Raw genomic sequence first — 23,642 nt, forward strand, 5'->3', positions numbered from 1 at the left:
TTAGAAAATTATTTCTAGGTCGGGTCGTATTTCTCTAAGAGTGTTTTCTAAGAGAGGAGAAATATTTTGAGATGTTTTCATATAAAGGCGGGACAAATTTTTTAAATTTTGCACAAGCGCTAAAACTCCTGTTTCGGTCAACATATAGCAACCAGTGATATTAAGCTCCGTTAGATTTTCTAAAAAGCTAAGGTGCTTTAATCCTTTATCTGTTATTTTTTTGCATCCCCATAAAACAAGCCTTTCAAGACCAGAAAGGGTTTTAATAGAGGCAAGTGTTGTATCATTAATATTTTGACAATAAGTGAGGTCAAGGTCTGTAAGGTGTGTTAGTTGCTTAAAAGAGCAGAACCCCTCATCAGATACTTTGCTACAATTGCGCAAATTAAGAGTTTTTAAACTTCTTATGTGCGCAATTTCCTTTAAGCCCTCATCTGTTATAAGTAGGCATCCATGTAAGTTTAGAACTTCAAGTTGGGATAGAGATTTAAAATGGGACATAGTGAAATCGCCAATATCTTGACAATAAGAAAGATCTAATTCCTTAAGATTATGGAGCTGTGAGAGAGGCTGAGCACCCTCATCTGTGAGCTGATGACAACTTTTAAGGTTCAAATAAATAAGGGATGACAGAGTGCCAATAGTTTCTAAAGCGGCACTTGTAATATCACAGCGGCTTAAATTCAAACGTTCCAATTTTTTCAAAAATTTTAAATAGGAAATACCTTTATCAGTAATTGTCTCACAGTGTTCCAAAGAGAGTTCTTTAAGTGAATAAATAGTCCCAATAGTTTTAAGACCCTGATCCGAAATTTGCCCACATTCTTCTAAAAAAAGCCCTTCCAGGTGAGGAAGAGCGACGATTGTTTGTAATCCCTGATCATTGATATGCGTTCCCTTGAGGTTTAAAACTAATAAATTTTTTAGAGAAGCTAAATAAGATATTCCTTTATTAGTAATATTTGTACACCTTGCAAGGCATAGATAACTTAAAGACTGAAGTTTTTGTATCCATTTTAGTCCTTCATCTGTCAATCCTGGTTGATTCCCAAGAGATAAAAATTGCAGTTGCTTCAGGCCAGATAAAGTTTCAAGGTCATGATCTATCAAATATTCGCAATTGTTAAGGTCGAGCGATAAAAGTGTTTGAGAAGAAGAAAGGCATTTGGCAAAACGCTCATCGATTTGACAGTTATTAAGTTGCAGATAAGTTAAATGAGGAAGGGAGCCCAAAACAAGGATACCGTCCTCACTTAAGCTATAAGCCGGGTCTATTGATAAACTGGATAATTTGGGAAATTGAGCTAAAGAATTTAAACCTTCGTCAGAAATTTCGCATGAAAAATGGAGAGACTCAATTTGAGGGCAATATTTTGCTAGCAAAAATAGTTCTTGATCACCCCATGAATAACCATTAAAATTAAACTCTTTTATCCCCTTTTCCTTTAAAGTATTTAGATCGGCTGCCAGCGATAATTTTTTAGGCATTAGCATGTTTTTAAACTTTTCTTAATTTGCTTTGACATAATTGTAATGGCTCTATTTGTACGAAAATTTTTTATTAATTAAACAAATTTTAAGGTTTAATGCAATGCACATTTAAAAAATGCAAAGTTTCTCTAGCTTTTTCACTATTTTCTTCGGCTAAACTGTTTATGAGATTTTCACGGAAATGAGAATTGCTTTCCAAAAATTCGGTAGTATAGGTTATGACACTCATCCAGTAAACTCTCTTTTGCATCTCAATTATCCATTCTTCAACGAGGAGATTTTCAAACGATTGGGATTTATTCATCTTTGGAAAAGTGAGCCAACTATAGCTTGCCTGAAGAGAAGTACGGAGCCTAACATCATTTTCAATTAAGATTTTGAGATAACCAAATATGGCAGCTATTTGAGTGTGTTCCTTTTTTAATGCCTCAAACTCTTCAAGGTTTATCGTAGGTAAGACTTGTTCCGAGGGTCCTTTCAAAAAATTTGCTGGCAAATGCGTGAAATATTTGAAGACATGACTTACTTTCTCAACGCCCCAATAAATTGAGGTTTTCGCTAAAGTATAACCGTTGAGTTTCTTGTTAGAGGCTGATCGTTTCCATAACAAATAGTTAGCTAAAAGATTAATTGATAAGATGGCTATCGGCTCGCAAAGCAATAAAAAAGAAAGACTATTTCTTTGTTTTTCCCAAGCATGAACAGAAATGTTAAATAGAAGAGAAACAAATATCCCTGTTAATATACCTAGCACAAAAGTCATAATGCGATAAGCTTTCTCTTTGCTTTTCATATCAGGATAGTTAAATTCATCTCGAGGCTTAAAAGGAAAAATAATCCAATTCGCGGCTAAAATTCCTATTGTCAGCGGAATTGGAAATACCCTTTTACTTCTTAAGAAAGAATGGCAGGCTGCTCCTAAACTACCCCCCCAAATAAAAGAGAAAAGGAAATAAAGCTTGTCCTTTTTCCTCCTATCATGAGAGCAAGAAAGTTCGTTTGGAAAAAAAGTGGAATTAATCTGAGAAATCATAATGTTTAAATAATTAATTTAATTTGCAAATTATTAAATTTTAATTTTATTAATGGCAAAAGCAATAATAAAACACAAGGTTATTACTTCAACTTTTTTAAAGGGCTAGCATGAATCTTTCTAAGAAAAATTTACACAATTGCCTAAACGCACTTTCTCTGTTTCCCTCGAAAGTATTTTAATCACACATAATCTTCCACTTCTATAGATTTGGTAGAATGGTTTTGCCTTTCTGCCATTAAGTTAAATTTTTTTTCCTTAGGCAACTTTTCTTCATGGATGTAATCACGATATGCCAAATTCCGTAAACTCTGCTTCTCACGGCAAATCAATGTCCATGTATTTAAAACGAATATTATCATGTTTTTTTAGGACAAAGAATTGCCTGCCGGAGCCGTTCTTTTGCTGCACTGATCTCATTTGCTTTTATCCCTAAAAACATTCTTGCTACCTGGCCTTACATTCTCTAAATTCTTTACCTTGATAAACGCAGCACCTGTGAATTCGAATATTCCTGCATACAGAAACAGGAAGTTCATCTATCATATATTCAAAAGGCAATCTATTAACTTTTCCCCAACTTTGGATAAATTTAAGAAGCTCTTCCCCCGGGAGAAAATTCTGTAAATCCGGTGATTCAAGATATTCGAGCTAAAGAATTTTTTGATATAAACATAGCCAAGCACAAAGGAATTAGCTTTGCTTACATTTTCATAAAAAAATCGCCTTCGTGGAATGAGGATTAGCATGACTTTAGATGAAGGCCAACGAGTATTTGGCCAATCATGATAATTAAGCGGTTGAGTATATTCATCAAAAAGGCAGTATATCATTATGATTTGCTTTTCCATGGCCTCTATCCTAAATTTTGGTTTTGAAAAAATAATTTTAGGATTTTGAAGTCTTTTTCATTTTAATAAAAAATTTATACTAACTTAGTGTTCTGCAATTTAAATTGATTTTTCCCTTTAATCTATTTCCTTTTGTTCCATATACTCTTTGAAAGGAATATCGTCTAACAAAAGAGGGGTATCAGGAGAAAAGTAATGCATGAACTTATCTAGTATTTTTAGCTCATCAATGAGAGCATCGTCTACTAAATCATCGCCTAGCTCTTCAATTTGTTTTTTTAGATTTCTTGCTCTCTTGTTAATTAACTCTACAGCAGCTTGCTTGCGCAACTCTTCTTTTATCAATACTTCTTTAAACCACTTTTTTCTATGAAGGCTTTTTTCTTGTGCTATTTTTATCCGTGCAAACTGGTCTTTCTTTAAGATCCCCCATATGGCTCCAGAAAGCATAAGAATAGGCCCGATAATTTGTTTAACAACTGGAAGATTTGGTGTTTTCGATGCAAATTGGCAAGCTCCTACACACATAGCGTAAGTGAAATTGCTTCCATCATCTAGAGGCACATAGCTCATATCCTTGCCAGTAGCATAAATAAAGCTTTGTCGATACTCGTTTATTGCATCAACAAACAGTTTATCAATTAAACGAATGGTAAACATTTGATGCTCGGATGGTAAAGATAACTCAGCCATACGAGAAGGCATTACCTCGCTCGTGTTCTTAAAAAGCCTCAATAATTGAGTCGTTTTTTCTTTATCTTTCGTTGAAACATAGAAAGGTAATTGCCTTGATGTACTTTGGATAAGTTCGCCAGGTACATCAACTTTAGAGACTGCAAGATGATTAACCATATTTAAAACCTTGTAAGCTTGTTTAAAACCCTGTAATCTTGATAGATTCACTATGAGTAATTTCCAAAAATCTAGTCAACAAATTTTGTGTATCACCTCTTTTTTTTAAACTTTCATTTACAATCAAGCTTATTATTAAGCTTAAAAGTTTTTTCAGAAGCACTTTTTATTCGTTACCCCTAATGAAAAAAGTTGACTCAATAAAGCAATTTAGTCCAATGGAGCGCTACATGGTAAATGCCAGCATGCAATAATACTCACTAGGCAAGCAAAGAAAGAAATTAATAAATTAAAAAGTAAAAGGAACAAAAAATATTTTCAGGGGGATATCTTGATGACTTTAGAGAAAATCTAAATCTTTTTTATGCTTGGCTATTAGATTCCCTTTGAGAGGTTATCCCAATTTTGGGATTATATATATGTGGAGGAATAATGGAGCAAAAAAAACCGATTCTCTAGATGAGATCTAGCAAAAAAGACTTTATGGAATTTCCTGATGGAGTGAGGAACGAGATGGGCCACGCTTTATACATTGCTCAAAAAGTTGAAAAACATAGAGACGCTAAACCTTTTAAGGATTTTAGAGATGGTTTCGTACTTGAAACCGTCCAAAGTGATGCCCGAGGTACCTATCGAACAGTGTATGCGGTTCAAATGGAAAAAAGCTGTTATTATTCTTTATGCTTTTCAAAAAAAATCAAAGGCGGGCATCAAAATTCCAAAGCAAGAAATTGATCTAGTTGAGCAAAGATTGAGAACTTCACATCAAAAATACAAAGAATGGCTTGACACGCTTAAATTAAGAGGTTAACTAACATGGTCATTAAAAAAAAACCACAAGAGATAGAAGGAAGTGAGCTTGAAATTAGTAGTGATAATATTTTTGCAGATATTGGAGTTACTAACGCAGAAAAAGAACTTACTAAAGCCGAATTGGCATGGGAAATTGATAATATCATAAAAAAAAGAAAGCTTACCCAGCAGAAAGCTGCAACAATTATGCAAATCAATCAACCCAAAGTATCTGCATTGTTGCATCGAAAGCTGGCAGGTTTCTCCATAGAACGCTTAATACATTTCTTAAATTTACTCGGGCAAGATATTGATATTGTGGTGAAACCAAAGCCTAAGGCTAGAAAGAATGCACGAGTCAATGTTGTTGGTTATAAAGGATATTCAGGGGTTCTGCCCAATAGTCATATGGCTGCAAAATCTTCCTAATAAGCAATATTTTTAAAAACTATAGAATGAATTGTAATATCCACATTCCGCAAGTTAATTTCTCTCCCCATTTAATTTCTGCCAAAGGGTCTAATAACCAGTAAAACATGCTTCAGGTTAGGGTTTAAATTAAGGATTAGTTCTTGTATGCTTTCATGTAAAGGGCCTAGGGTAAAATCCAATTCCTTAATTATCCTTAACTTGGCGCTTCTCCTGTGATTATAATCGCTGTGTGGTATCTGAAGAAGCCAGCTGAAGTATCATAATCGTTGTATAATTTTGTTCCCCTTGCAATGCTAATTTTTAAGGTGATTAAAGCTCGTTCTACTATACTTTTACAGCGGGTAAGTTTTCTCACTTTTTTTGTTTTAAAAAGAACAAGATTAGCCGTTTCTAAGGGAACTTAAGGCAATTTTCAGTCTCAACAATAATATTTGGGAATCGCTACATCCTGCGGAAGGTGGGATAGAAACTTTAAGCTCCCTTTCTGCCAAGAAATGGTTGAAAAAACTGATACAGCTAGGAAGTAAGTGGCAAAAAGTAACTTTAAGTCTTAAATCAAAAAAATGTTAAAAAAAATGAATTTGGCTGTAAGGTTTCGTTAGTGATTACCTATCAAGAAGGGCTAGTTTTAGATGTTAGAGACATTTTTGGCAATCCCTACGATAAGCACACGCTTTAAGAAGCTCTTAAGAAAGCTCAGCGTGATAGCCGTAAGGGCATCTAAGTAGCTTTTGTAGATAAAGATTATCGATGCTACAAAGTGAAGCCAAAAGCATATTTATTTCCGGGCAAAGAGAAGGCCTAACTGATTGGATCAAAACTTAAGCTAAAAAAAAATGCTAATCGATAGAACCCCATATCGGCCACATAAAAAATGATGGCAAACTGGGGCGCAATTACCTTAAAAGCTGTTTGGAAGATCGTTTTAACGCCATTTATGTGGAATTGGCCATACTATGCGTTTAATTTACAACTTGCTAGCTGCTCACAATTCTTCCAAACGTCTTAATTCAGGCTTAAAAAACCCGTTTTTTCTTTAAATTGCGTTGATGCTCTATCTTGAAGCCTACCTCCTGCTCTAAAGCTCTTAATTTTTAGCCGATTTTTATCTTCATCAACAAAAATTCTTGGATTTGCAGTTTTTTAACTTAGCACTAAAAGTAAGTTCATAATTTTCTTTCTAAAATGGATGCAATGAAGAAATTTTTAAGGTAAATTCAGGTCGAATTAAATAAAGTTTTCCTTGTAAAATTGATAAATAGCGTATGAAATTACCCCATAAAATTGACAAATATGCCCGAAAAAAGGCACTAAAATGAGAAAAAATTAGATAAGATATTTATGAAGCGTGATATAGAAAATCAACTGATTGTATGGAAAGCATCCCCGATCAGAGCACCGCTCTTATTGCGCGGAGCAAGACAGGTTGGTAAAAGCTGGATTATCGAAAAATTTGGTAGAGACCAATTTGAAAATTGGGTAGTGGTTAACTTTGAGCAGAGACGTAAAGCAACTGCTTGTTTTGAAAAGCTTTTGCCCGAAAAAATAGTTTCTACGATTGAACTCCTTACCAGCTCTATCATTGGTAATCTGGAAATCGCGTTTCAAACTATGCAGCCCTGCGGCTTCTAAAAATTGTAGACAAAGGTTTTTATAGTCCTCAAATTTCTAAGCTTCTATAATTATGATATATTCATGACAAGATGGCTTTAAAAACGCCTCCTAAATGATCTTTAAAATAGCTTTTACTTAAGATTTCCTCATTTTTCATTTGGCAAATAAGAAGTTCTATTGCCTGGCACATGTGTATTTGTGCTCTTATCCACTTGCTCACTTTAGTGCTCTCCTTTCATATTTCTTAAAAAGAGAAGTAGAAGATTTTTTCAAGTGCTATTTTCAAACTCTTTAGAGGAATAATTACATATCTATAAAATATTTTACCTGGCGGGTATGTAAGTTTATTTTTATATATTCGGTATGTTATACGTGAATAGTGAAAGGAGAGGTAATATGAAGAACATAGGAAGCATTTCAGCTACTCAAGCAAGAAAAGACTTAGGAGAGATTTTCAGAGAGGTCAATTACCATAAAAAACGTATCCTTCTTACCAATCACAAGAAACGAGTAGCGATAGTGCCGATTGAGGATTTAGAAACTTTGGAAGCCCTTGAGAATGCTCAGGATATTTATGAAGCAAAAAAAGCTTTAAAAGAGATGGAAGCAAAGGGTACTATTTCTTTGAAAGAGATGAAAAAACGATTAGGCTAAAGGCTAAAGCAAAATAGCAAAAGCTAGAAAAAAATCCTTGTCTAGAAAATGTTGAGTGTCTACCAGGTGTGGATATTAGTTTTATATTACTTCTTAGCAGCAACTAAAGGGCAAAATCATCCTCTTCTTGCTTAGGTTATTACTAGCTAGTGCTTGCATAAGTTTAAGGTTTGATATAATCTACATTTATGAAAAGAATATGGAAACTATTTTGTCATACAGTTAAAAGTTTCTATGAAGATGACTGCAACGCGCGTGCAGCCGCTTTAACATACTTTACTTTAATGTCTATTGTTCCCGTGTTTGCCGTAATTCTTGGACTTGCAAGAGGTTTCGGCTTTGCCCCCTTTTTAGAAGAAGTTATCAAAGAACAACTTAGCAAGCAGCCCGATATTGCTAGCTATGCAATAGACTTTGCGTATAGCCTTTTGGAAGAAACGAGTAGTACCTTGATTGCTGGGGTTGGAGTGATATTACTTTTATGGACTGTTTATAATATCTTTGGGAATGTGGAAGAAGCTTTAAATGATATCTGGAAAATTCCTCGTGCGCGGTCTTGGATAAGGAAAGTTACCGACTATATTGCAGCCATTATTATATGTCCCTTATTTTTTGTCGTTTCAAGTAGCCTAACTATTTATCTAAAAACCCATTTTGTAGAAATTTCTGGAAAAACAGTTTTCTTTGAATATCTATTTATTCATTTTTTTCCCTTCTTGATAACTTGGATGCTATTTACTTTCTTATATTTCTTTTTGCCTAATCGAAAGATTTCATTCAGATATGGAATGCTTGGCGTACTTGTAGGAGGAACAGCCTATCAACTTATCCAAACATTTTATATTAATATACAGTTAAAACTTTCTAGCTACGGGGCTATTTATGGAAGTTTCGCGGCTTTACCTTTATTTTTAATATGGTTAAATTTAAGTTGGATGATCATTTTAGCTGGAGCTGAATTGGCCTACCAAGCAGAGATTATGGCATGGAATTATGCGCCTACGCGTAAAGGCACCCCTCAAACCCTAGCTTGTCGACGTGTGCTAGCTCTTATGATTATTTACAGCTGCATGCGTAATTTTTGTGAAGGTAATCCTCCTTATACTATTCATCAGCTTTCAGATAAGCTTGGAGCAGCCAAGATCAAGTTAGCAGAAATTCTCAAAATCTTAATTTACTATAAAATTCTTTCAACGACAGACTATCATTCTGACGGAGAGATTTATTACCAGCCTGCTCGCGATGTTAATACAATTACTTTAAAGAATGTAGCCGATATTTTTCCCGCCGTAGAAAAAGAGGTCGTGAGCATTTATAGAAACCCTCTAGTTCCTTATTTTGAAGAATTACTTGCTAAATACGATAAGAAGACCACAGAGATGCAGGAAAATTTACCTTTAAGCGCTATTAACTTGCAAAAGCTATGAAATTATCATCTAGCGGTCTTCTATGAGTGTGGCTCCATAAGTTTTTTCCCTCCCCTATCAAAAAGAACCTGTAATCCATTTTGTTCTCTTCGGGTAAACAGCAGCTGTTTGAAGATAGCAATATCGGTTCGAATAACTCTTGAATTTATGGATCCAATGAAATAAACTGCTTTTTTATAAATTTTAAGAGAAGAGATGTCGGAAACAAAATCACCGAAAATTATCGGGGTTATCCCTGCACGTTATGGGAGCACTCGCTTTCCCGGAAAACCTTTAGCAAGTATTTTAGGCAAATCACTCATCCAAAGAACCTACGAAAATACCAAAAAATGTCTTTCTTTAGATGAAGTTTTCGTGGCGACAGATGATAATCGAATTTTTGAGCATGTAGAAAGCTTTGGAGGTAAGGTTGTTATGACTTCTTCCGGCTGCCCCACCGGTTCAGATCGTTTAATAGAGGCCGTACAAGCTAACCCTCTCTTTAAAGAAGTCGCTATAGTAGTGAATATACAGGGTGATGAACCTTGTTTAGAACCTTCCATCATTCATGAAGTGGTTCAACTGCTGCTCCAAGATCCCCAGAATGTGATGTCCACAGCGGTTACGAAAATTCATTCAGAAGCTGAGGCTTTAAATCCCTTTGTTGTTAAATGCTGTTTCGATAGAAAGGGACATGCTCTTTACTTTAGCCGTTCTTTGATCCCTAGTAATCCCTTGGCAAAATTTGATCCTCGCATGGCCTACTTTAAACATATTGGAATCTATGGATTTCGACGAGAATTCTTATTCACCTATGGTAATTTAGGAACTACTCCCCTACAACTAGCAGAAGACCTAGAACAGCTTAAAGTTTTAGAACATGGTTATAAGATAAAAACTGCGATAGTTGAAAGTGCAAGCCTTAGCGTTGATCATCCCGAAGATATAAAAAAAATTGAGTCACTATTATTATGCAAACAAAATATTTGTTCATAACAGGCGGAGTTTGTTCATCTCTTGGTAAAGGGTTGACGGCTGCCTCTATTGCGATGCTGCTTGAAAAAAAAGGCCTCAAAATTGCCTTACTTAAATTTGATCCTTATTTAAATGTAGATCCCGGTACGATGAGTCCTTATCAGCATGGGGAGGTATATGTAACCGATGATGGAGCAGAAACCGATCTTGACCTGGGACATTATTATCGCTATACCAACTCTCCTTTATCGCATGCTTCCAATGCAACTTCAGGGCAGATTTATAATAGTGTAATTCGTCGAGAAAGGCAGGGAGATTATCTAGGAAAAACAGTGCAGGTTATCCCTCATATTACCGATGAAATTAAGCAGCGCATTCATATCTGTACTAAACAAGAAGAAAATATTGATGTTGTCTTAGTGGAAATAGGAGGAACAGTAGGCGACATCGAATCGCTGCCTTTCCTAGAAGCTATCCGTCAATTTCATAATGAGAATAAAGGCAAATGCCTAAATATCCACCTCACTTATGTTCCTTACTTAAAAGCTGCAGGAGAAGTTAAAACCAAGCCCTCTCAACATTCTGTACAAGTTTTAAGAGAAATTGGTATTTTTGCCGATATTATTATCTGTCGTTGCGAGAATCCTTTACCCGAAGAAGTTAAAGATAAATTAAGTCTTTTTTGTAATGTTAGCCGCCGAGCAGTCATTGACGAAGCAGATGTTGAATCGAGCATTTATGAAGTTCCTTTGAAGCTACATGAGCAAAATCTCGACTCAATGATTTGTGAAATGCTTCATTTGCCTAATAGACCTGTCGACTTGGCGGATTGGCAGAAAATCCTTGATACTATCCATCATCCTAAGGGAACGATTACGGTAGGAGTCATTGGTAAATATGTACAACATCAAGATGCCTATAAATCGGTTTTTGAATCCTTGCACCATGGGGCTATTTCTTTAGGCTATAAGCTAGAAATCAAATGTTATGAAGCTGATAAATTAGCAGAAGAAGGAGTGGATCTAGAAAATATAATTAAAGGATGCGATGGTTATCTGGTTCCAGGAGGCTTTGGAGAAAGAGGCTGGATGGGAAAAATCTTTTCGGCAAAATATTGCCGCGAGCGTAAAATACCTTATTTTGGCATTTGCCTTGGCATGCAAGTGATGGCCGTAGAATTTGCAAAGCATGTAGTTAAGCTGGAAGATGCTAATACAACCGAAGTAGATCCCTTTACAAAAAATCCTGTGATCTCTTTGTTAAGTGAACAAAAAGTTGCGCAAGATATGGGCGGTACGATGCGACTGGGAGCTTATAACTGCTGTTTGAAGCCAGAATCGAAAGCTTATCAGGCCTATAAAAAAGACAAAATTTCTGAAAGGCATCGCCATCGTTACGAGTTTAATAATAAATATAAAGAGCAGATGGAGGAAGCTGGTTTTATTATTTCTGGCACGCTGGAATCTGCCTCACTATGTGAGATTGCTGAAATTAAAGACCATCCTTGGATGGTAGGTGTACAATTCCATCCCGAGTTTAAATCTAAACCTACCCAAGCGCATCCTTTATTTAAATCTTTTGTGCAAGCCATGATTGATTATCAGGCCAAAAAATGAGCGATGTCCAAGTAGAAAAGCCTTCGATCACTCGCATCGCAGCTTTAGACTACGGATTAGCACGCATAGGCATTGCTGTTTCCGATGAGACTAAGACGATTGCGCTACCTTTTATGACGCTTGGCTGTGAAAAAAAAACAAGCGATACTGCTAAAAAGCTGGTTTTACTTTTGGAAGAACATCAAAAAGCTAACCATTACACTCTGCTCGAACTAGTTATAGGGCTGCCCCTTTTAATGAATGGAAAAAGAGGTTATCTGGCAGATGAGACTCAATATTTTATAAGCCTGTTAAAAAATTTACTCTCTATTCCTGTAGTTTCTTGGGATGAACGGCTTACATCTGTTCAAGCCGAACGTACAATGAAAGAAGGAAAGCTAAATCGCAAGAAACGTGCTAAATCTGTTGACAATGTTGCGGCTATCATTATCCTACAAAATTATCTTGATCATTTGAAATTACGTCATGGTGGGACATATGGTTTCTAACACTCAATATTGGCTAATGAAAACCGAGCCTTCGGTTTTTTCTATCGATGATTTACAACGCGAAGGATTTTCTGAATGGGAGGGCGTACGAAATTTCCAAGCCCGCAATTTTATGCGTGATAGGATGAAAGAGGGTGATTTGGTGCTTTTTTATCATTCTAATGCAAAGCCTTCAGGTATAGTAGGTATTTGCCGAATATGCCGGGAAGCTCATGCCGATTTTACCGCATGGGATAAAGATAGCCCTTATTATGATCCCCAAGCTACCCCCGATCATCCTATTTGGATGATGGTAGAAGTAGAGTTTGTAAAGAAATTTTCCCAAGTTATAGCTCTAGCTGATTTAAGAAAATACCCTCAGCTTGAAGGGCTAAAGATCTTAGAGAAAGGCTCCCGTTTATCAATCACCCCAGTGGAGAAAAAACATTTTGAATTTATTGAATCGCTGGGGCAATTAAGGGTTGAATCAGATCAGAATATATGTTCTTCGCAAGCTCAACCTACTCAACCCACTTAAGGTCATTACCAATTAAGGCCTTCGATCATATCTTCATTTGTAGTGAAATATATCGAGCCGTTTGTTAAAAACACAGCTAAAGAATATCTATTTCGAGGAGACTTTTATGTCGACAGCTACATTTCAGATCGCTAAAGAGTTTTCGACTGCACTTACAGAAGCCAATCGTTCTCATAGAACGGCTCCCCCCTGTATCATGGTAATCTTTGGTGCCACAGGTGATCTGACTGCTCGTAAGTTAGTCCCTGCGCTTTACAACCTCAATAAAGAAAGATTGCTTCCCTCTCACTTCGCCTGTGTAGGTTTTGCACGGCGTAAAAAAGCTGATGAGGACTTTCGCCATGAGATGATGGAAGGAATCAATAGCTTTTCACGCACAAGGCCTGTCGATAAGAACATGTGGAATACTTTTAGTGAGCAGCTGTATTATCATATGGCCGAATTCCATGAAGATGAAGGGTATATACGGCTAGCTAAGCTCCTTGAAGACCTAGATATTAAATATGGAACAAAAGGAAATAGAGTTTTTTATCTATCTACCCAGCCTAGTTTTTTTCCTCTTATTATCCAAAAATTGAGCCAACATAACCTTATTTATAACGAGGTAGAAAATCCTGATAAATGGTCGCGAGTTATTATTGAAAAACCTTTTGGCTTCGACTTAGACTCTGCCAAGAATCTGCAAAAAGAAATATCTCAATATCTCAACGAGTCGCAGATCTATCGCATCGACCATTATTTAGGTAAAGAAACTGTACAAAACCTTTTAGTATTTCGTTTTAGCAATCCTCTTTTTGAAGCTATTTGGAATAATAGCCACGTCGATAATGTTCAAATTACAGTAGGAGAAGAAATAGGCATTGGCAACCGCGGTCGATTTTTTGAAGAAGCAGGCATGCTAAGAGATATCGTGCAAAATCATATGATGCAACTTCTCTCTCTTGTCTGTATGGAACCTCCCAATAGCCTTAAAGCTGAAGCCATTCATAATGAAAAAGTCAAAGTGATTGAATCCATTCGTCCTTTTTCTATGGATCAGATGGATCGCTTAATCATCCGCGGACAATATGGCCCCGGCCTTATTAACGGCCAGCCAGTCAATGGATATAGGCAAGAGGAAAATGTGCATCCTCAATCCACAGTAGAGACATATGTTGCCCTACAGTTATTTATTGATAACTGGCGCTGGTCTGGTGTGCCTTTTTACCTTAGAGCAGGCAAAAGACTTCCTAAAAGAGCTACCGAAATAGCTATTACTTTTAAAGCGGTACCAGGTTTTCTCTTTAATGATGCAGGTAAAACAATTGAACAGAATGTCTTAGTGATACGCATTCAACCTGATGAAGGAATTTCTTTAAAAATTAATTGCAAAGTGCCCGGTATCAATAGCCCCATCCAACCTGTTAAGATGGATTTCCAGTATGGATCTTATTTTGGCGCCACCCCTCCTGAAGCTTATGAAAGGCTAATCTTAGATTGCATGTCGGGAGACAATACCTTATTTGCACGAGCAGATGAAGTGCTAGCTTCCTGGAAACTATTATCGCCTATCCTCCACCACTGGCAAGATAATCCTGCCCCCTGCTTCCCAAATTATGCCGCCGGCACTTGGGGACCTGAAGAGGCTAATCAATTGCTAGCCCAAAGTGGAAGAAAATGGAGTTTAATTTAGCCTTCCTAAATTTTTAAAGTTAGAAAAAGCAGGGTTATTGTAAAAATATTAGTTAGAATGAGTAGAGATAAGTAAAAAGATTTTTATGCTTTAAGAAGCATTCATGATAAGCTAGGCTAAAAACAAAAAATATCTAGGTCTTATGCTAAATTCCTCGTGGAAAACTAAAATACAAGTGTTTGATGATAGAAGAGATCTGGTTGCTGCTGGAAACTATCGAGAGGCCCTCCTTTATTGTGTGGAACAATTCATTAATCTTGCAAATACATGTATTGAAAATCAGGGCTACTTTGCAGTAGCATTGTCGGGAGGAAGTACTCCTAAAGCTATCTTTCAAATTCTTACCTCTTTAGAAAATCGCGAAAGAATTGACTGGTCAAAAGTACTACTATTTTGGAGCGATGAGCGTAGCGTGCCTCCCACCCACCCAGAAAGCAATTATTTAAATGCTATGGAAGCAGGTTTTAATGCATTGCCGCTGAAAGCGGCTAATATTTTTCGGATGCAAGCTGAAAATAATATAGAAGAGAATGCTAGGCATTACGAACATTTGATTCAAACTAAAATCCCGAAAAAAAACTTTGATGCCGTGCTTTTAGGTATGGGAGAAGATGGGCATACTGCCTCACTCTTTCCTCAAACAAGCGGCCTGCATGCAGGCGATCGTTTAGTTATCGGTAATTTTATCCCTCAAAAAAACACATGGCGTATGACTCTTACTTATGAGTGTATTAATGCCGCTTCATACATTTTGCTATATGTATTTGGAATGGGCAAAGAAGATATGGTCTTTCAAGCATTAAAGGGGCCCTATAACCCCGAGCTAATCCCTGTGCAAAAAGTTGGTACACCTACTCACAAAGCCTTATGGATTTTAGATGATAACTCTAAATCTTTGCTGGCAAAATGAATCATCGCTATATTTAAAGGTTGAATATGCATTTTAATATATAAGGATAGTGATTAGAGATATAGCTTAACTTGCTAACTTAAAATAAAGGAGTTCATAAAGGCATGGGTAGCCAGCGTTTCAGGTGGCTTTTCTTAAAAATTTTTGCTAGCTAGCTATAGCTGCATTTCTCCAAGTTAAATTCTCGCCTAGTTTATTCATTAAAGTCAAAAAAGCATACTTGAATGGTTTTAAAAAGCTCGCCTAGAATGATAAATCCATTGTCGATCTGTCATTAATTTATTTTTCCTCTTTTGCATTTGAATTGAGCCAAGCTATCATCCATAAAAAATAGAATAGATTTACAAATAGCCGCTGTAGTAACTTATATTGCTTATGTTAGTCCTAGGAATTGAAACAACATGTGATGAAACTGCCTGTGCAGTAGTAAAAGACGGAAGGGAGATTCTTTCTAATGTCGTCTTTTCCCAAATTGATTTACACCAAGAGTTTGGAGGAGTTGTTCCGGAGCTAGCTTGTCGTAAACATGTCGATGTGCTTTTTCCCGTCATCGATCAAGCTCTCCAAGAGGCCAATTGCAAACTCGAAGATATTGATCTTTTTTCAGTCGCCTATGGCCCCGGGCTGATCGGCGCTGTGCTTATAGGCTTAAATGCTATTAAAACCATAGCGCTATGTATGAACAAGCCATATGTAGGCGTCAATCATGTCGAAGCTCATCTATATGCTGCTCTCATGTCAAATCCTAGTGCTGAATTTCCATGCCTTGGTATTGTTCTATCTGGGGGACATACGAGCCTTATATGTATGCACGAGATAGGGAAATATGAACTGATAGGCCAAACGGTAGATGATGCTATTGGCGAAGCTTTTGATAAAGTGGCTAAAATTATGGGATTGCCTTATCCTGGCGGCCCTCCTATCGAAGCGCTAGCGGAAAAAGGATCTAGTTTACGCTATCCTTTAAAAGCAGGTACTGTAAAAGGTAAACCATTTGACTTCTCTTTTAGTGGATTAAAGACCGGAGTCTTATACACTTATAACTTAACGTCTGATAAATCTGATTTAGCCGCTTCCTTTCAATATGTGGCTTTTTCTGATATTTTGAAAAAAACTTTACAGGCGGCAGAAAAATATAATTGCAAAACTTTAGTTTTTGGTGGCGGTGTTACTAATAATAAAGCTTTACGTAAGATGTTTATCGAAAAGGGTAACCGCTACCGACAATATTGGCCATCTCTAGGGCTAAGCTTGGACAATGCAGCTATGATAGCAGGGCTAGCTTATCATATTTATAAACATAAAGGCAGCGGGGATGATTTGACGCTAGAGGCTGCTACCTCCCTTTCTTTTTAATCCATCCTAAGAAGGTGCCCCGATACCTATCTTTCCCTTAACATGATCCTAGGACATTGAAGTATAAATCATAGCTTGTGAATTTGTTAGTAAGTATTCATAATCCAATTCTATGCTTATAAAGATTTATTCTTAAGAAAAGAGCCTGTTTTTTCAGAAAAGTAATTTTTTCTTTGAACGTATAAACACGATTTCCTTAAAAAGTAATAGGATGAATCTTAATTTAAAATGACATCTTCTAGAATTTTTTTGTTTATTAAATGAGAGTTGCTAAAAAATAAAAAGAAAGATCATATTTAGCATAAAAAAATCGATGCAATTTAGGAAAAAATCAAGTAAAGCTTGATTTTGAAGAAAAAGCTTAATCTAAATCTTAATGGAGCTTAATATGTTGCCGCCAACTTCCACTTCTAGTACCCAGACCACTGCTCGTGCCCTCCCTACAGAGAATGCAGAAGATGCTCATCTAGGAGAACCAACAAAGCAGGCGGTTACTTCGTTGCCTTGTGGGCATACCCTCGACAAAAACGATGAGATTCACTGTTTAGCTTGCCGTAAGCTTGGCCTTCATGATAGCAAGGTTATTGAAAAGTATACACCCAACTATGACGTTCGACCAGCCTTCTTGCAGGACAAAAATAATTCTAAGAAAGGAGAATGCGAATTATTCCTAAAAGATTTAGTGAAAAAAGACGCCATGCAATCAATCCATACAGATAAAAAAACTCAAGCTTATGCTGGAAGCTCTTTTAAAAGGTTCGACCCTAGACTCTTATCAAAGATAAGAATAGATTCTTTGGTCCTAGGCGACTTAAATCTAGAAAAGGTATCAGATAATCAAGAGGAAGAGTTATTTGACCAGGAGAGCAAAGAGCCAAAGGGTAAAGAAAAAGTAGATGATAAAGATTCGGAGGAATTATTAGAAAAAGTTAACCAAGTGAGGCAATTTGGAGCAGAGAAACTGCAGCAGGTTTACCCAAGCTCTTCGCCTCTTTCCCCATTAGCTCCTCAAACTTTCATTTCTGCCTCCTCTTTGCCTACACCTCTGGCCAATTTGCCTACAGGCCCAGCTTATATTCAAGCCCTTTCTCCTCAATCCACCATCGACATTTCGATGCCGTCGCTTTACAAAGAAATTCTCCAGATTCATTTTCCTGAAGAGAACGGGGATTTTACAGAGCAAGCTAGCATTTTAGATAAAATCTACAAAATTAAACCAGATTGCTCAGTTGAAGAGAAAGTCGTTCATATCTTTTCAAAACTTTTTACCCTAGCGGCCAATCTTGCCCCTGTAGAGCTTGAAAAGACTCCAAAAAAATCCAGGGCTTTTACCCATTCTAATTATTTCTCTTACCTACTGAATATCAACCGTCTTTTACTATGGCACAAGCTACCTGGAGGAACAGAGTACTTAAACCAACCAAAAATTAAAGCTTTATCTTTAAAAGAAAAAGGAGAGCTATTAAGCCAATGGATTGAAGTCCATGCTAAAACTATTACACATTTAGATTTAAATTTTTCCAGTTTAACCATGTTGCCTCCAGAATTAGAAAAGTTTTCTCAGTTACAAGAGCTTTGTATAGGCGGTAACCAGCTAACCATTCTTCCTGCGTGTATCGGTCGCCTCTCTAAGCTTAAAAAGCTTGTGGCATCAAATAATCACCTGGTAGCTCTTCCCCTAACTATTGGGCAGCTTGCAGAGCTGCAGCAACTGTATTTAGGCCATAATCAGATCCACACTCTTCCTGCAGCCATTGGACAGCTTTCTCAGCTGCAATCCCTCTCATTAGAAAATAATAAGCTAGCAGTTCTACCCCCTGAACTCTTTCAGCTTTCTCAATTACATGAACTTTCCTTAGATCGTAACAGACTAACTGTTCTTCCTAAAGAAATCGGGCAGCTTCCTCGGTTGCAGCAGCTCGGCTTAAACGATAATTATCTAACCGCTTTACCTACAGAAATAGATCAGCTTTTTGAGCTTAGAGAGCTTGGCGTGAATAATAATCATTTAGCCTCCCTGCCTACAGCTATCGGGCAGCTTTCTAATCTGGAATGGCTAACATTAGTGAATAATAATCTAACGGCTATTCCTCCCGCTATCGGACAGCTTGCAGGGTTGCAAATGGTGGACTTAAGTCGCAACCAATTAACTACTCTACCTACACAGCTAGGGCAACTCTCTCAACTGCAAGAGCTCTACTTAAGCCACAATCAACTAACCATGATTCCTCCCGCCATAGGGCAGCTCACTGCGCTTCGTATACTGAATTTAGACCACAACCAGCTAAATACTTTACCTATAGAAGTAGGACAGCTTTTTAAGCTGAAAGATCTTGGATTAGGTCACAACCGGCTAAATATTATTCCTAAGATTGTGGGACAGCTCTCTGAATTACAAGAGCTTGACTTAAGCTACAACCAGCTAACAGCCATTCCTACAACGATTGGACAACTTACTGAGCTTCAAACCCTCAGTTTAAACCATAACCAATTAGCTTCTATTCCTACCGACATAGGAGAGCTTCTTCTGCTAAACGTGCTTGATTTAAGTGATAATGAGTTAAATGCTCTTCCTGCAGCCCTTGCACAGCTTTCTCAGCTGCAATCGCTTCACTTAAGCAATAACCAATTAACTTCTATTCCTAAAGCTATTGGACAGCTTCCTTGTCTACAACACCTTGACTTAAGGCGCAATCAGCTAGCTGTTTTGCCAGAAAAGTTAAAGCTTCCTGCACTGCAAACGATTGACTTAAGTCACAATCAGCTAGCAACCATTCCTGCAAGCTTTAAACAGTTTTTACAGTTGCAGCAGCTTTCCTTTAACAGTCAGTCGATAATAACTCCCCCTCCCCAAGTGCCTAATCTTAAAAATCTTATACTAGAAGGCAATCCTGTTTATGAAAATTTTATGAAATACTAGAAAGTATTAAAAACGATTAGGTAAGTTTCAAGTATTTAAATGTAATAAATGCAAAAAGAGAGAAAGTGCTTCTTAGTAAATCAGCAAGCATAGTGTAAATCATTTGTATAGGTTTTAACTTGTGAATGCTTAGCTAAGCATATTTGGGTTAATAGAATTCCAAATCTCTCTCCTCCCGTGGAATCTGCCGTATTGAAAATCATTAAAAACTTAAGTTCAATTTTTCCTAGGAAGATTAATTAAGTTGTTAGCATTTAACATCTTCTTTAATAAAGCTTGGGAGTTAAAGATAAGGAACCTACTATCAAGGATCGACTCATACCCTCTTTTAATCCCTTTATAAGAAATCTTTTTATGAGGATTACTGCAAGGGAATTTCTTCTAACAGGAAGCGCTTGTTTTAACATTTAACTCTTGAGATAAATTGCTATTTAGTCATATGATAATAGGTTTATAAATTATGTTGAAAGTTTTCGGAGTTTAAAAAATGGCCAGTAGAAAAAGAGAAAAAATTAAGCTTAAAAGTTCCGCCAGTCACTACCATTATCATACAGTAAAAAACAAGACAAATAGCCCCGAACGTATGACCTTAAATAAGTTTGACCCAGTGGTACGTAAGCACGTTGAATTTAAAGAAACCAAATAATCTTAAGGGAAAGATAAACCTTTCCCCTTCCCTTTAAATCCCTATTTAATGACGGACAAGCATGTTTGAATTATCTGTCGCATGCAAATATTTAAGGCCCCGCTGGCGGCAATTGTCTGTATCTATTATTAGTTTAATTTCCATATTAGTCATCGCACTTGTAGTATGGTTAATCGTAGTTTTTTTTTCTGTAACAAGTGGTTTAGAAAAACGTTGGATAGAAAAATTAATCGCTCTCACTGCACCTGTTCGCCTTACGCCTACTGAAACTTATTATAATTCCTATTATTACCAAATTGATAGCATTAGCGAAAACTCTAACTATACGCTGAAAACCATCGGTGAAAAATGGCGAGCTGATCAGTCAGATCCCTACGACCCACAGCTTGATATAGAAGTTCCCTTTAATTGGCCTGCACCTGATAGAGAAGAGGACGGATCGCTTAAAGATCCTGTAAAAAAAGCTTTTTCTATTATCAAGAATTTGCCTTACTCTCCCTCCATAAAAGCACGTGATTATGAAGTTTGTGCGAGCAATTTGCGTCTTCGTATGCTTCGAAAAACCCCTGAGACTCATCCTACTTTAACACAAGCCTTTTTATCACAGGCTACTTACCTAGGATCTTTAGATAATGAAAATTTGGCTATTTTAAAAGCGACGCTCCCTATTTCAGATGCTGATATTAACAATCTACTTTATACTCTTTCTATTGCCTCTGAAAATGTCCAAGAAGATCATCCCGCTTCAGCTGATAGTGTTAATCAGCAACTTTTAAGAGAAAGATTGAAAACTTTTTTTAAGTATACTGAGGTTAATTGGCTAAAAACGCCTCCTGCTGGATGGGCTCTTCCCACTGTTCTTCAAAAAAATCCTTCGCTACCTAAACAACTTCCTGGTGGCTTCCAAATGAGGGCCTTGCCCATTTTGGAATCATTAGATAAAATCCTCTATCTACAAAAAATACTATTTGATGTGAGTTTTGAAATGGAAGGACATCAAGTTAGCGGACGCATTCCTATGGGAAATTTGCTGATTGCCCACCCTAAGATAAAAACCCACTTTAATAACTTTCCTCCCCTTTCTCCTTTTTGGTTTTACAAAGTAGGCAATTCGCAAGAAGATTTAAAGGTGTTTTTACCTAAAGACGCTGCTTTAGGGGAAGGGATTTTGCTACCTAAACCTTTTCGTGAAGCGGGAGTGTTGCTAGGTGATCGCGGCTATATTTCCTTTCAGACTCCTACTGTCAGTGCTCTGCAAGAACAACGCATTCAGGTATTTGTAGCTGGCTTTTATGATCAAGGCTTAATCCCTGTTGGAGGTAAGTTTATTTTGGTAAACGAGGCCTTAACTAATTTAATTGCATCTGCACAGCATAATAGTCAGGCACAGAGCAATGGAATTAACCTACGTTTTGCAGATTTAAGCAAAGTCGACGAAATCTATGGTAAACTGCAACAAGCCTTCAAAGAAGCAGGCATCGCTCCTTATTGGAAGATTGAAACCTACCGTGACTATGATTTTACCAAGGATATTATTCAACAGCTGCGTAGTGATAAACACTTATTCACGCTTATTGCCATCGTTATCATTATTGTGGCCTGTTCAAATGTTATCTCTATGCTAATTATACTGGTTAATGACAAAAAGCTAGAGATAGGAATCCTACGCTCCATGGGAGCATCATCAGCAAGTATTGCCGGTATTTTTGGGTTTTGTGGAATGACGATGGGGCTAGCGGGAAGCGTCATAGGTATTGGAGCGGCTTTGTTTACACTTAGGCATTTAGAGTTGCTTGTCACTTTTTTAAGTAGGCTCCAAGGTCATGAAGCTTTTAATCCTCTCTACTATGGTGATAGCCTACCTAACGAAGTCAGCATGGAAGCTTTATTGTATGTGATAAGTTTTACGGCTTTAATCTCGTTATTCTCAGGCCTTGTACCTGCCGTAAAAGCAAGCTTGCTGCGACCTTCAACTATTTTAAGAGCGGAATAAGATGGAAGAAATTATTTTGCAAGCTAGCGATATCAGCAAAGCTTATCATTATCCTGCCAAAGTATCGATTTTAAATAACATTAACTTAGTTGTTAAGCGTGGAGAAACGGTGGCGATAACAGGACGCTCCGGCGAAGGTAAAAGCACTCTATTACAAATCTTAGGGACTTTAGAAAAGCCCTCCTCTGGGCGATTAGCTATTGCTGGGCAAACCATTAACCCTTTTAATTGCAGAAAAATTAGAAACCAGCACATCGCCTTTATTTTTCAATCTTTTCATCTTTTAGAAGACTATACCGCGCTAGAGAACATTCTAATGCCAGCGCGTATCGCTCGTAAGTCTATTTCCAAAGGAAGTAAGGCTTATCAAAGAGCTTGTGCTTTATTAAAACGCGTGGGCTTAGAAGACCGAGCCTATTTTAATACCAAGCTTTTATCGGGTGGAGAAAAACAGCGCATAGCGATTGCTCGTGCACTTTGCAATGATCCTGATATCATCTTTGCCGATGAGCCCTCTGGCAACTTGGATAAGCAAACAGCGCAAGATATTCATCAACTTCTTTTAAATTTTGCTTTGGAAAAAGATAAAGCAATCATCATTGTTACGCATGATGATAAACTTTCAAATCTTTGCAATAAAAGCTATCTCCTAGAAGAAGGGGTCCTCAAGCTTAATTCTCCATCACTTTTCTAAATTTTCGCTAATGAATGTTTCAATGATAGAAATACTTGCAATAGAGCTTTAAGCCTTGCATGCAGGCTTTAAACCCTACATTATCTAGCTTTTTTAGCTTGAGAAAGGATTTTCTGGCCATCCTTACTTCTCTAGCAAACAGGCCTTAAAGAGAATAAAGGCAATTAAGGCTTTAACATAAACCATGCTGAGGATTTTTTTATTAAAAATTTAATTGCTTGCTTAGAAAAAAAATTGAATTCGAAGAGAACCAAAAGCAAAGAATAAAGAAAAAAAACAGCATTTGTTTGCTTCTAAATGAAGTATTTATAGATACTTATGGCTGCAAGTAGGCTATTAAAGAAAAATAGAGATAAGGCTTTTTCTCTTTTTTATCTATTAAAATTAAAAATTGCTTAAAAAAGAAGAAAAGGAGTAAGTTTTTGGCCAAAAGGTAAGGTAATTTCTTATCACAAAATTTTAAGGAGCTTGTATGATGCCGCCAAATTCTACTCCTAGCACCCAGGTAGCTTTCCGTACTACAGTCTCAGAAAATATAGAAGATGCGGTCTCAGGAGAGCTGATGACCCGGGCAGTGACTCTGTTTCCTTGTGGCCATACCTTTAACGAAGATACCGTCATCCAATGCTTAGCACGCAATAAACTTTGCCCTTTAGATAGAAAGCTTATTGAAAGGCATGCGCCCAACTACACGGTGAGGCAACTGGCTGAAACGGCTGAATCTCATCCA

General features: G+C 37.0%; 22 protein-coding genes. 18 read left to right on the top strand and 4 right to left on the bottom strand.

Annotation, left to right across the window (positions count from 1 at the left end; translation table 11 throughout):
• From NEOC95_RS07665 to NEOC95_RS07680, 4 genes are all read right to left on the bottom strand, one after another.
• Entirely contained in the window at positions 1 to 1,488 is a 1,488-nt protein-coding gene (locus tag NEOC95_RS07665) for a leucine-rich repeat domain-containing protein (protein ID WP_213152402.1), read from the bottom strand.
• Between the two features lie 88 nt (positions 1,489 to 1,576).
• Positions 1,577 to 2,284 (bottom strand): hypothetical protein, encoded by a 708-nt coding sequence (locus NEOC95_RS07670; RefSeq protein WP_213152403.1) that lies wholly within the window; start codon positions 2,282 to 2,284, stop codon positions 1,577 to 1,579.
• Between the two features lie 422 nt (positions 2,285 to 2,706).
• Entirely contained in the window at positions 2,707 to 2,886 is a 180-nt protein-coding gene (locus NEOC95_RS07675; RefSeq protein ID WP_213152404.1) for a hypothetical protein, read from the bottom strand.
• Between the two features lie 606 nt (positions 2,887 to 3,492).
• The gene (locus NEOC95_RS07680) at positions 3,493 to 4,227 is read right to left on the bottom strand and encodes a hypothetical protein (protein WP_213152405.1); all 735 of its coding nucleotides are present in this window, start codon (positions 4,225 to 4,227) and stop codon (positions 3,493 to 3,495) included.
• Between the two features lie 483 nt (positions 4,228 to 4,710).
• On the opposite strand from NEOC95_RS07680, the gene NEOC95_RS07685 reads away from it, so the two are divergent.
• The 18 genes from NEOC95_RS07685 to NEOC95_RS07765 form a co-directional block, all read left to right on the top strand.
• Entirely contained in the window at positions 4,711 to 4,962 is a 252-nt protein-coding gene (locus tag NEOC95_RS07685; protein ID WP_213152406.1) for a type II toxin-antitoxin system RelE/ParE family toxin, read from the top strand.
• A complete protein-coding gene (locus NEOC95_RS09895; RefSeq protein WP_502710281.1) occupies positions 4,901 to 5,038 on the top strand; it encodes a hypothetical protein in 138 nt (45 codons plus the stop codon). The genes NEOC95_RS07685 and NEOC95_RS09895 overlap by 62 nt, the downstream gene beginning before the upstream one ends.
• 5 nt (positions 5,039 to 5,043) lie before the next feature.
• A complete protein-coding gene (locus NEOC95_RS07690; protein ID WP_213152407.1) occupies positions 5,044 to 5,448 on the top strand; it encodes a helix-turn-helix domain-containing protein in 405 nt (134 codons plus the stop codon).
• A gap of 1,344 nt (positions 5,449 to 6,792) precedes the next feature.
• Positions 6,793 to 7,083, top strand: a complete 291-nt coding sequence (locus tag NEOC95_RS07695) for an AAA family ATPase (RefSeq protein WP_213152408.1) — start codon at positions 6,793 to 6,795, stop codon at positions 7,081 to 7,083.
• Positions 7,084 to 7,461: 378 nt separating this feature from the next.
• On the top strand, positions 7,462 to 7,719 hold the full coding sequence (locus NEOC95_RS07700) for a type II toxin-antitoxin system prevent-host-death family antitoxin (RefSeq protein WP_213152409.1): 258 nt from the start codon (positions 7,462 to 7,464) through the stop codon (positions 7,717 to 7,719).
• A 188-nt stretch (positions 7,720 to 7,907) separates the two neighbouring features.
• Complete coding sequence (locus NEOC95_RS07705) at positions 7,908 to 9,146, top strand: YihY/virulence factor BrkB family protein (protein WP_213152410.1); 1,239 nt, start codon at positions 7,908 to 7,910, stop codon at positions 9,144 to 9,146.
• A gap of 195 nt (positions 9,147 to 9,341) precedes the next feature.
• On the top strand, positions 9,342 to 10,121 hold the full coding sequence (gene kdsB / locus NEOC95_RS07710) for a 3-deoxy-manno-octulosonate cytidylyltransferase (protein ID WP_213152411.1): 780 nt from the start codon (positions 9,342 to 9,344) through the stop codon (positions 10,119 to 10,121).
• Positions 10,097 to 11,716: a CTP synthase gene (gene pyrG / locus NEOC95_RS07715; RefSeq protein ID WP_213152412.1), complete on the top strand. Its 1,620-nt coding sequence runs from the start codon at positions 10,097 to 10,099 to the stop codon at positions 11,714 to 11,716. The genes kdsB and pyrG overlap by 25 nt, the downstream gene beginning before the upstream one ends.
• Positions 11,713 to 12,204 (top strand): Holliday junction resolvase RuvX, encoded by a 492-nt coding sequence (gene ruvX / locus NEOC95_RS07720; RefSeq protein WP_213152413.1) that lies wholly within the window; start codon positions 11,713 to 11,715, stop codon positions 12,202 to 12,204. Before pyrG ends, ruvX begins: the two co-directional genes overlap by 4 nt.
• Positions 12,194 to 12,721, top strand: coding sequence for an EVE domain-containing protein (locus NEOC95_RS07725; protein WP_213152414.1), 528 nt, complete (start codon positions 12,194 to 12,196; stop codon positions 12,719 to 12,721). Before ruvX ends, NEOC95_RS07725 begins: the two co-directional genes overlap by 11 nt.
• A gap of 196 nt (positions 12,722 to 12,917) precedes the next feature.
• The gene (zwf, locus tag NEOC95_RS07730; RefSeq protein WP_347566668.1) at positions 12,918 to 14,393 is read left to right on the top strand and encodes a glucose-6-phosphate dehydrogenase; all 1,476 of its coding nucleotides are present in this window, start codon (positions 12,918 to 12,920) and stop codon (positions 14,391 to 14,393) included.
• Between the two features lie 142 nt (positions 14,394 to 14,535).
• A complete protein-coding gene (gene pgl / locus NEOC95_RS07735; RefSeq protein WP_213152415.1) occupies positions 14,536 to 15,303 on the top strand; it encodes a 6-phosphogluconolactonase in 768 nt (255 codons plus the stop codon).
• 375 nt (positions 15,304 to 15,678) lie between these two features.
• Complete coding sequence (gene tsaD / locus NEOC95_RS07740; protein ID WP_213152416.1) at positions 15,679 to 16,659, top strand: tRNA (adenosine(37)-N6)-threonylcarbamoyltransferase complex transferase subunit TsaD; 981 nt, start codon at positions 15,679 to 15,681, stop codon at positions 16,657 to 16,659.
• A gap of 388 nt (positions 16,660 to 17,047) precedes the next feature.
• Complete coding sequence (locus tag NEOC95_RS07745) at positions 17,048 to 19,579, top strand: leucine-rich repeat domain-containing protein (RefSeq protein WP_213152417.1); 2,532 nt, start codon at positions 17,048 to 17,050, stop codon at positions 19,577 to 19,579.
• A 487-nt stretch (positions 19,580 to 20,066) separates the two neighbouring features.
• Positions 20,067 to 20,225, top strand: coding sequence for a 50S ribosomal protein L33 (gene rpmG, locus NEOC95_RS07750; RefSeq protein ID WP_079979843.1), 159 nt, complete (start codon positions 20,067 to 20,069; stop codon positions 20,223 to 20,225).
• Positions 20,226 to 20,286: 61 nt separating this feature from the next.
• Positions 20,287 to 22,218: an ABC transporter permease gene (locus tag NEOC95_RS07755; protein ID WP_213152418.1), complete on the top strand. Its 1,932-nt coding sequence runs from the start codon at positions 20,287 to 20,289 to the stop codon at positions 22,216 to 22,218.
• A gap of 1 nt (position 22,219) precedes the next feature.
• Positions 22,220 to 22,912 (top strand): ABC transporter ATP-binding protein, encoded by a 693-nt coding sequence (locus NEOC95_RS07760; protein ID WP_213152419.1) that lies wholly within the window; start codon positions 22,220 to 22,222, stop codon positions 22,910 to 22,912.
• A gap of 472 nt (positions 22,913 to 23,384) precedes the next feature.
• The coding region (locus NEOC95_RS07765; protein ID WP_213152420.1) for an RING finger protein at positions 23,385 to 23,642 on the top strand (258 nt) is incomplete at its 3' end.

The organism is Neochlamydia sp. AcF95, from assembly GCF_018342455.1.
Lineage (GTDB): Bacteria > Chlamydiota > Chlamydiia > Chlamydiales > Parachlamydiaceae > Neochlamydia.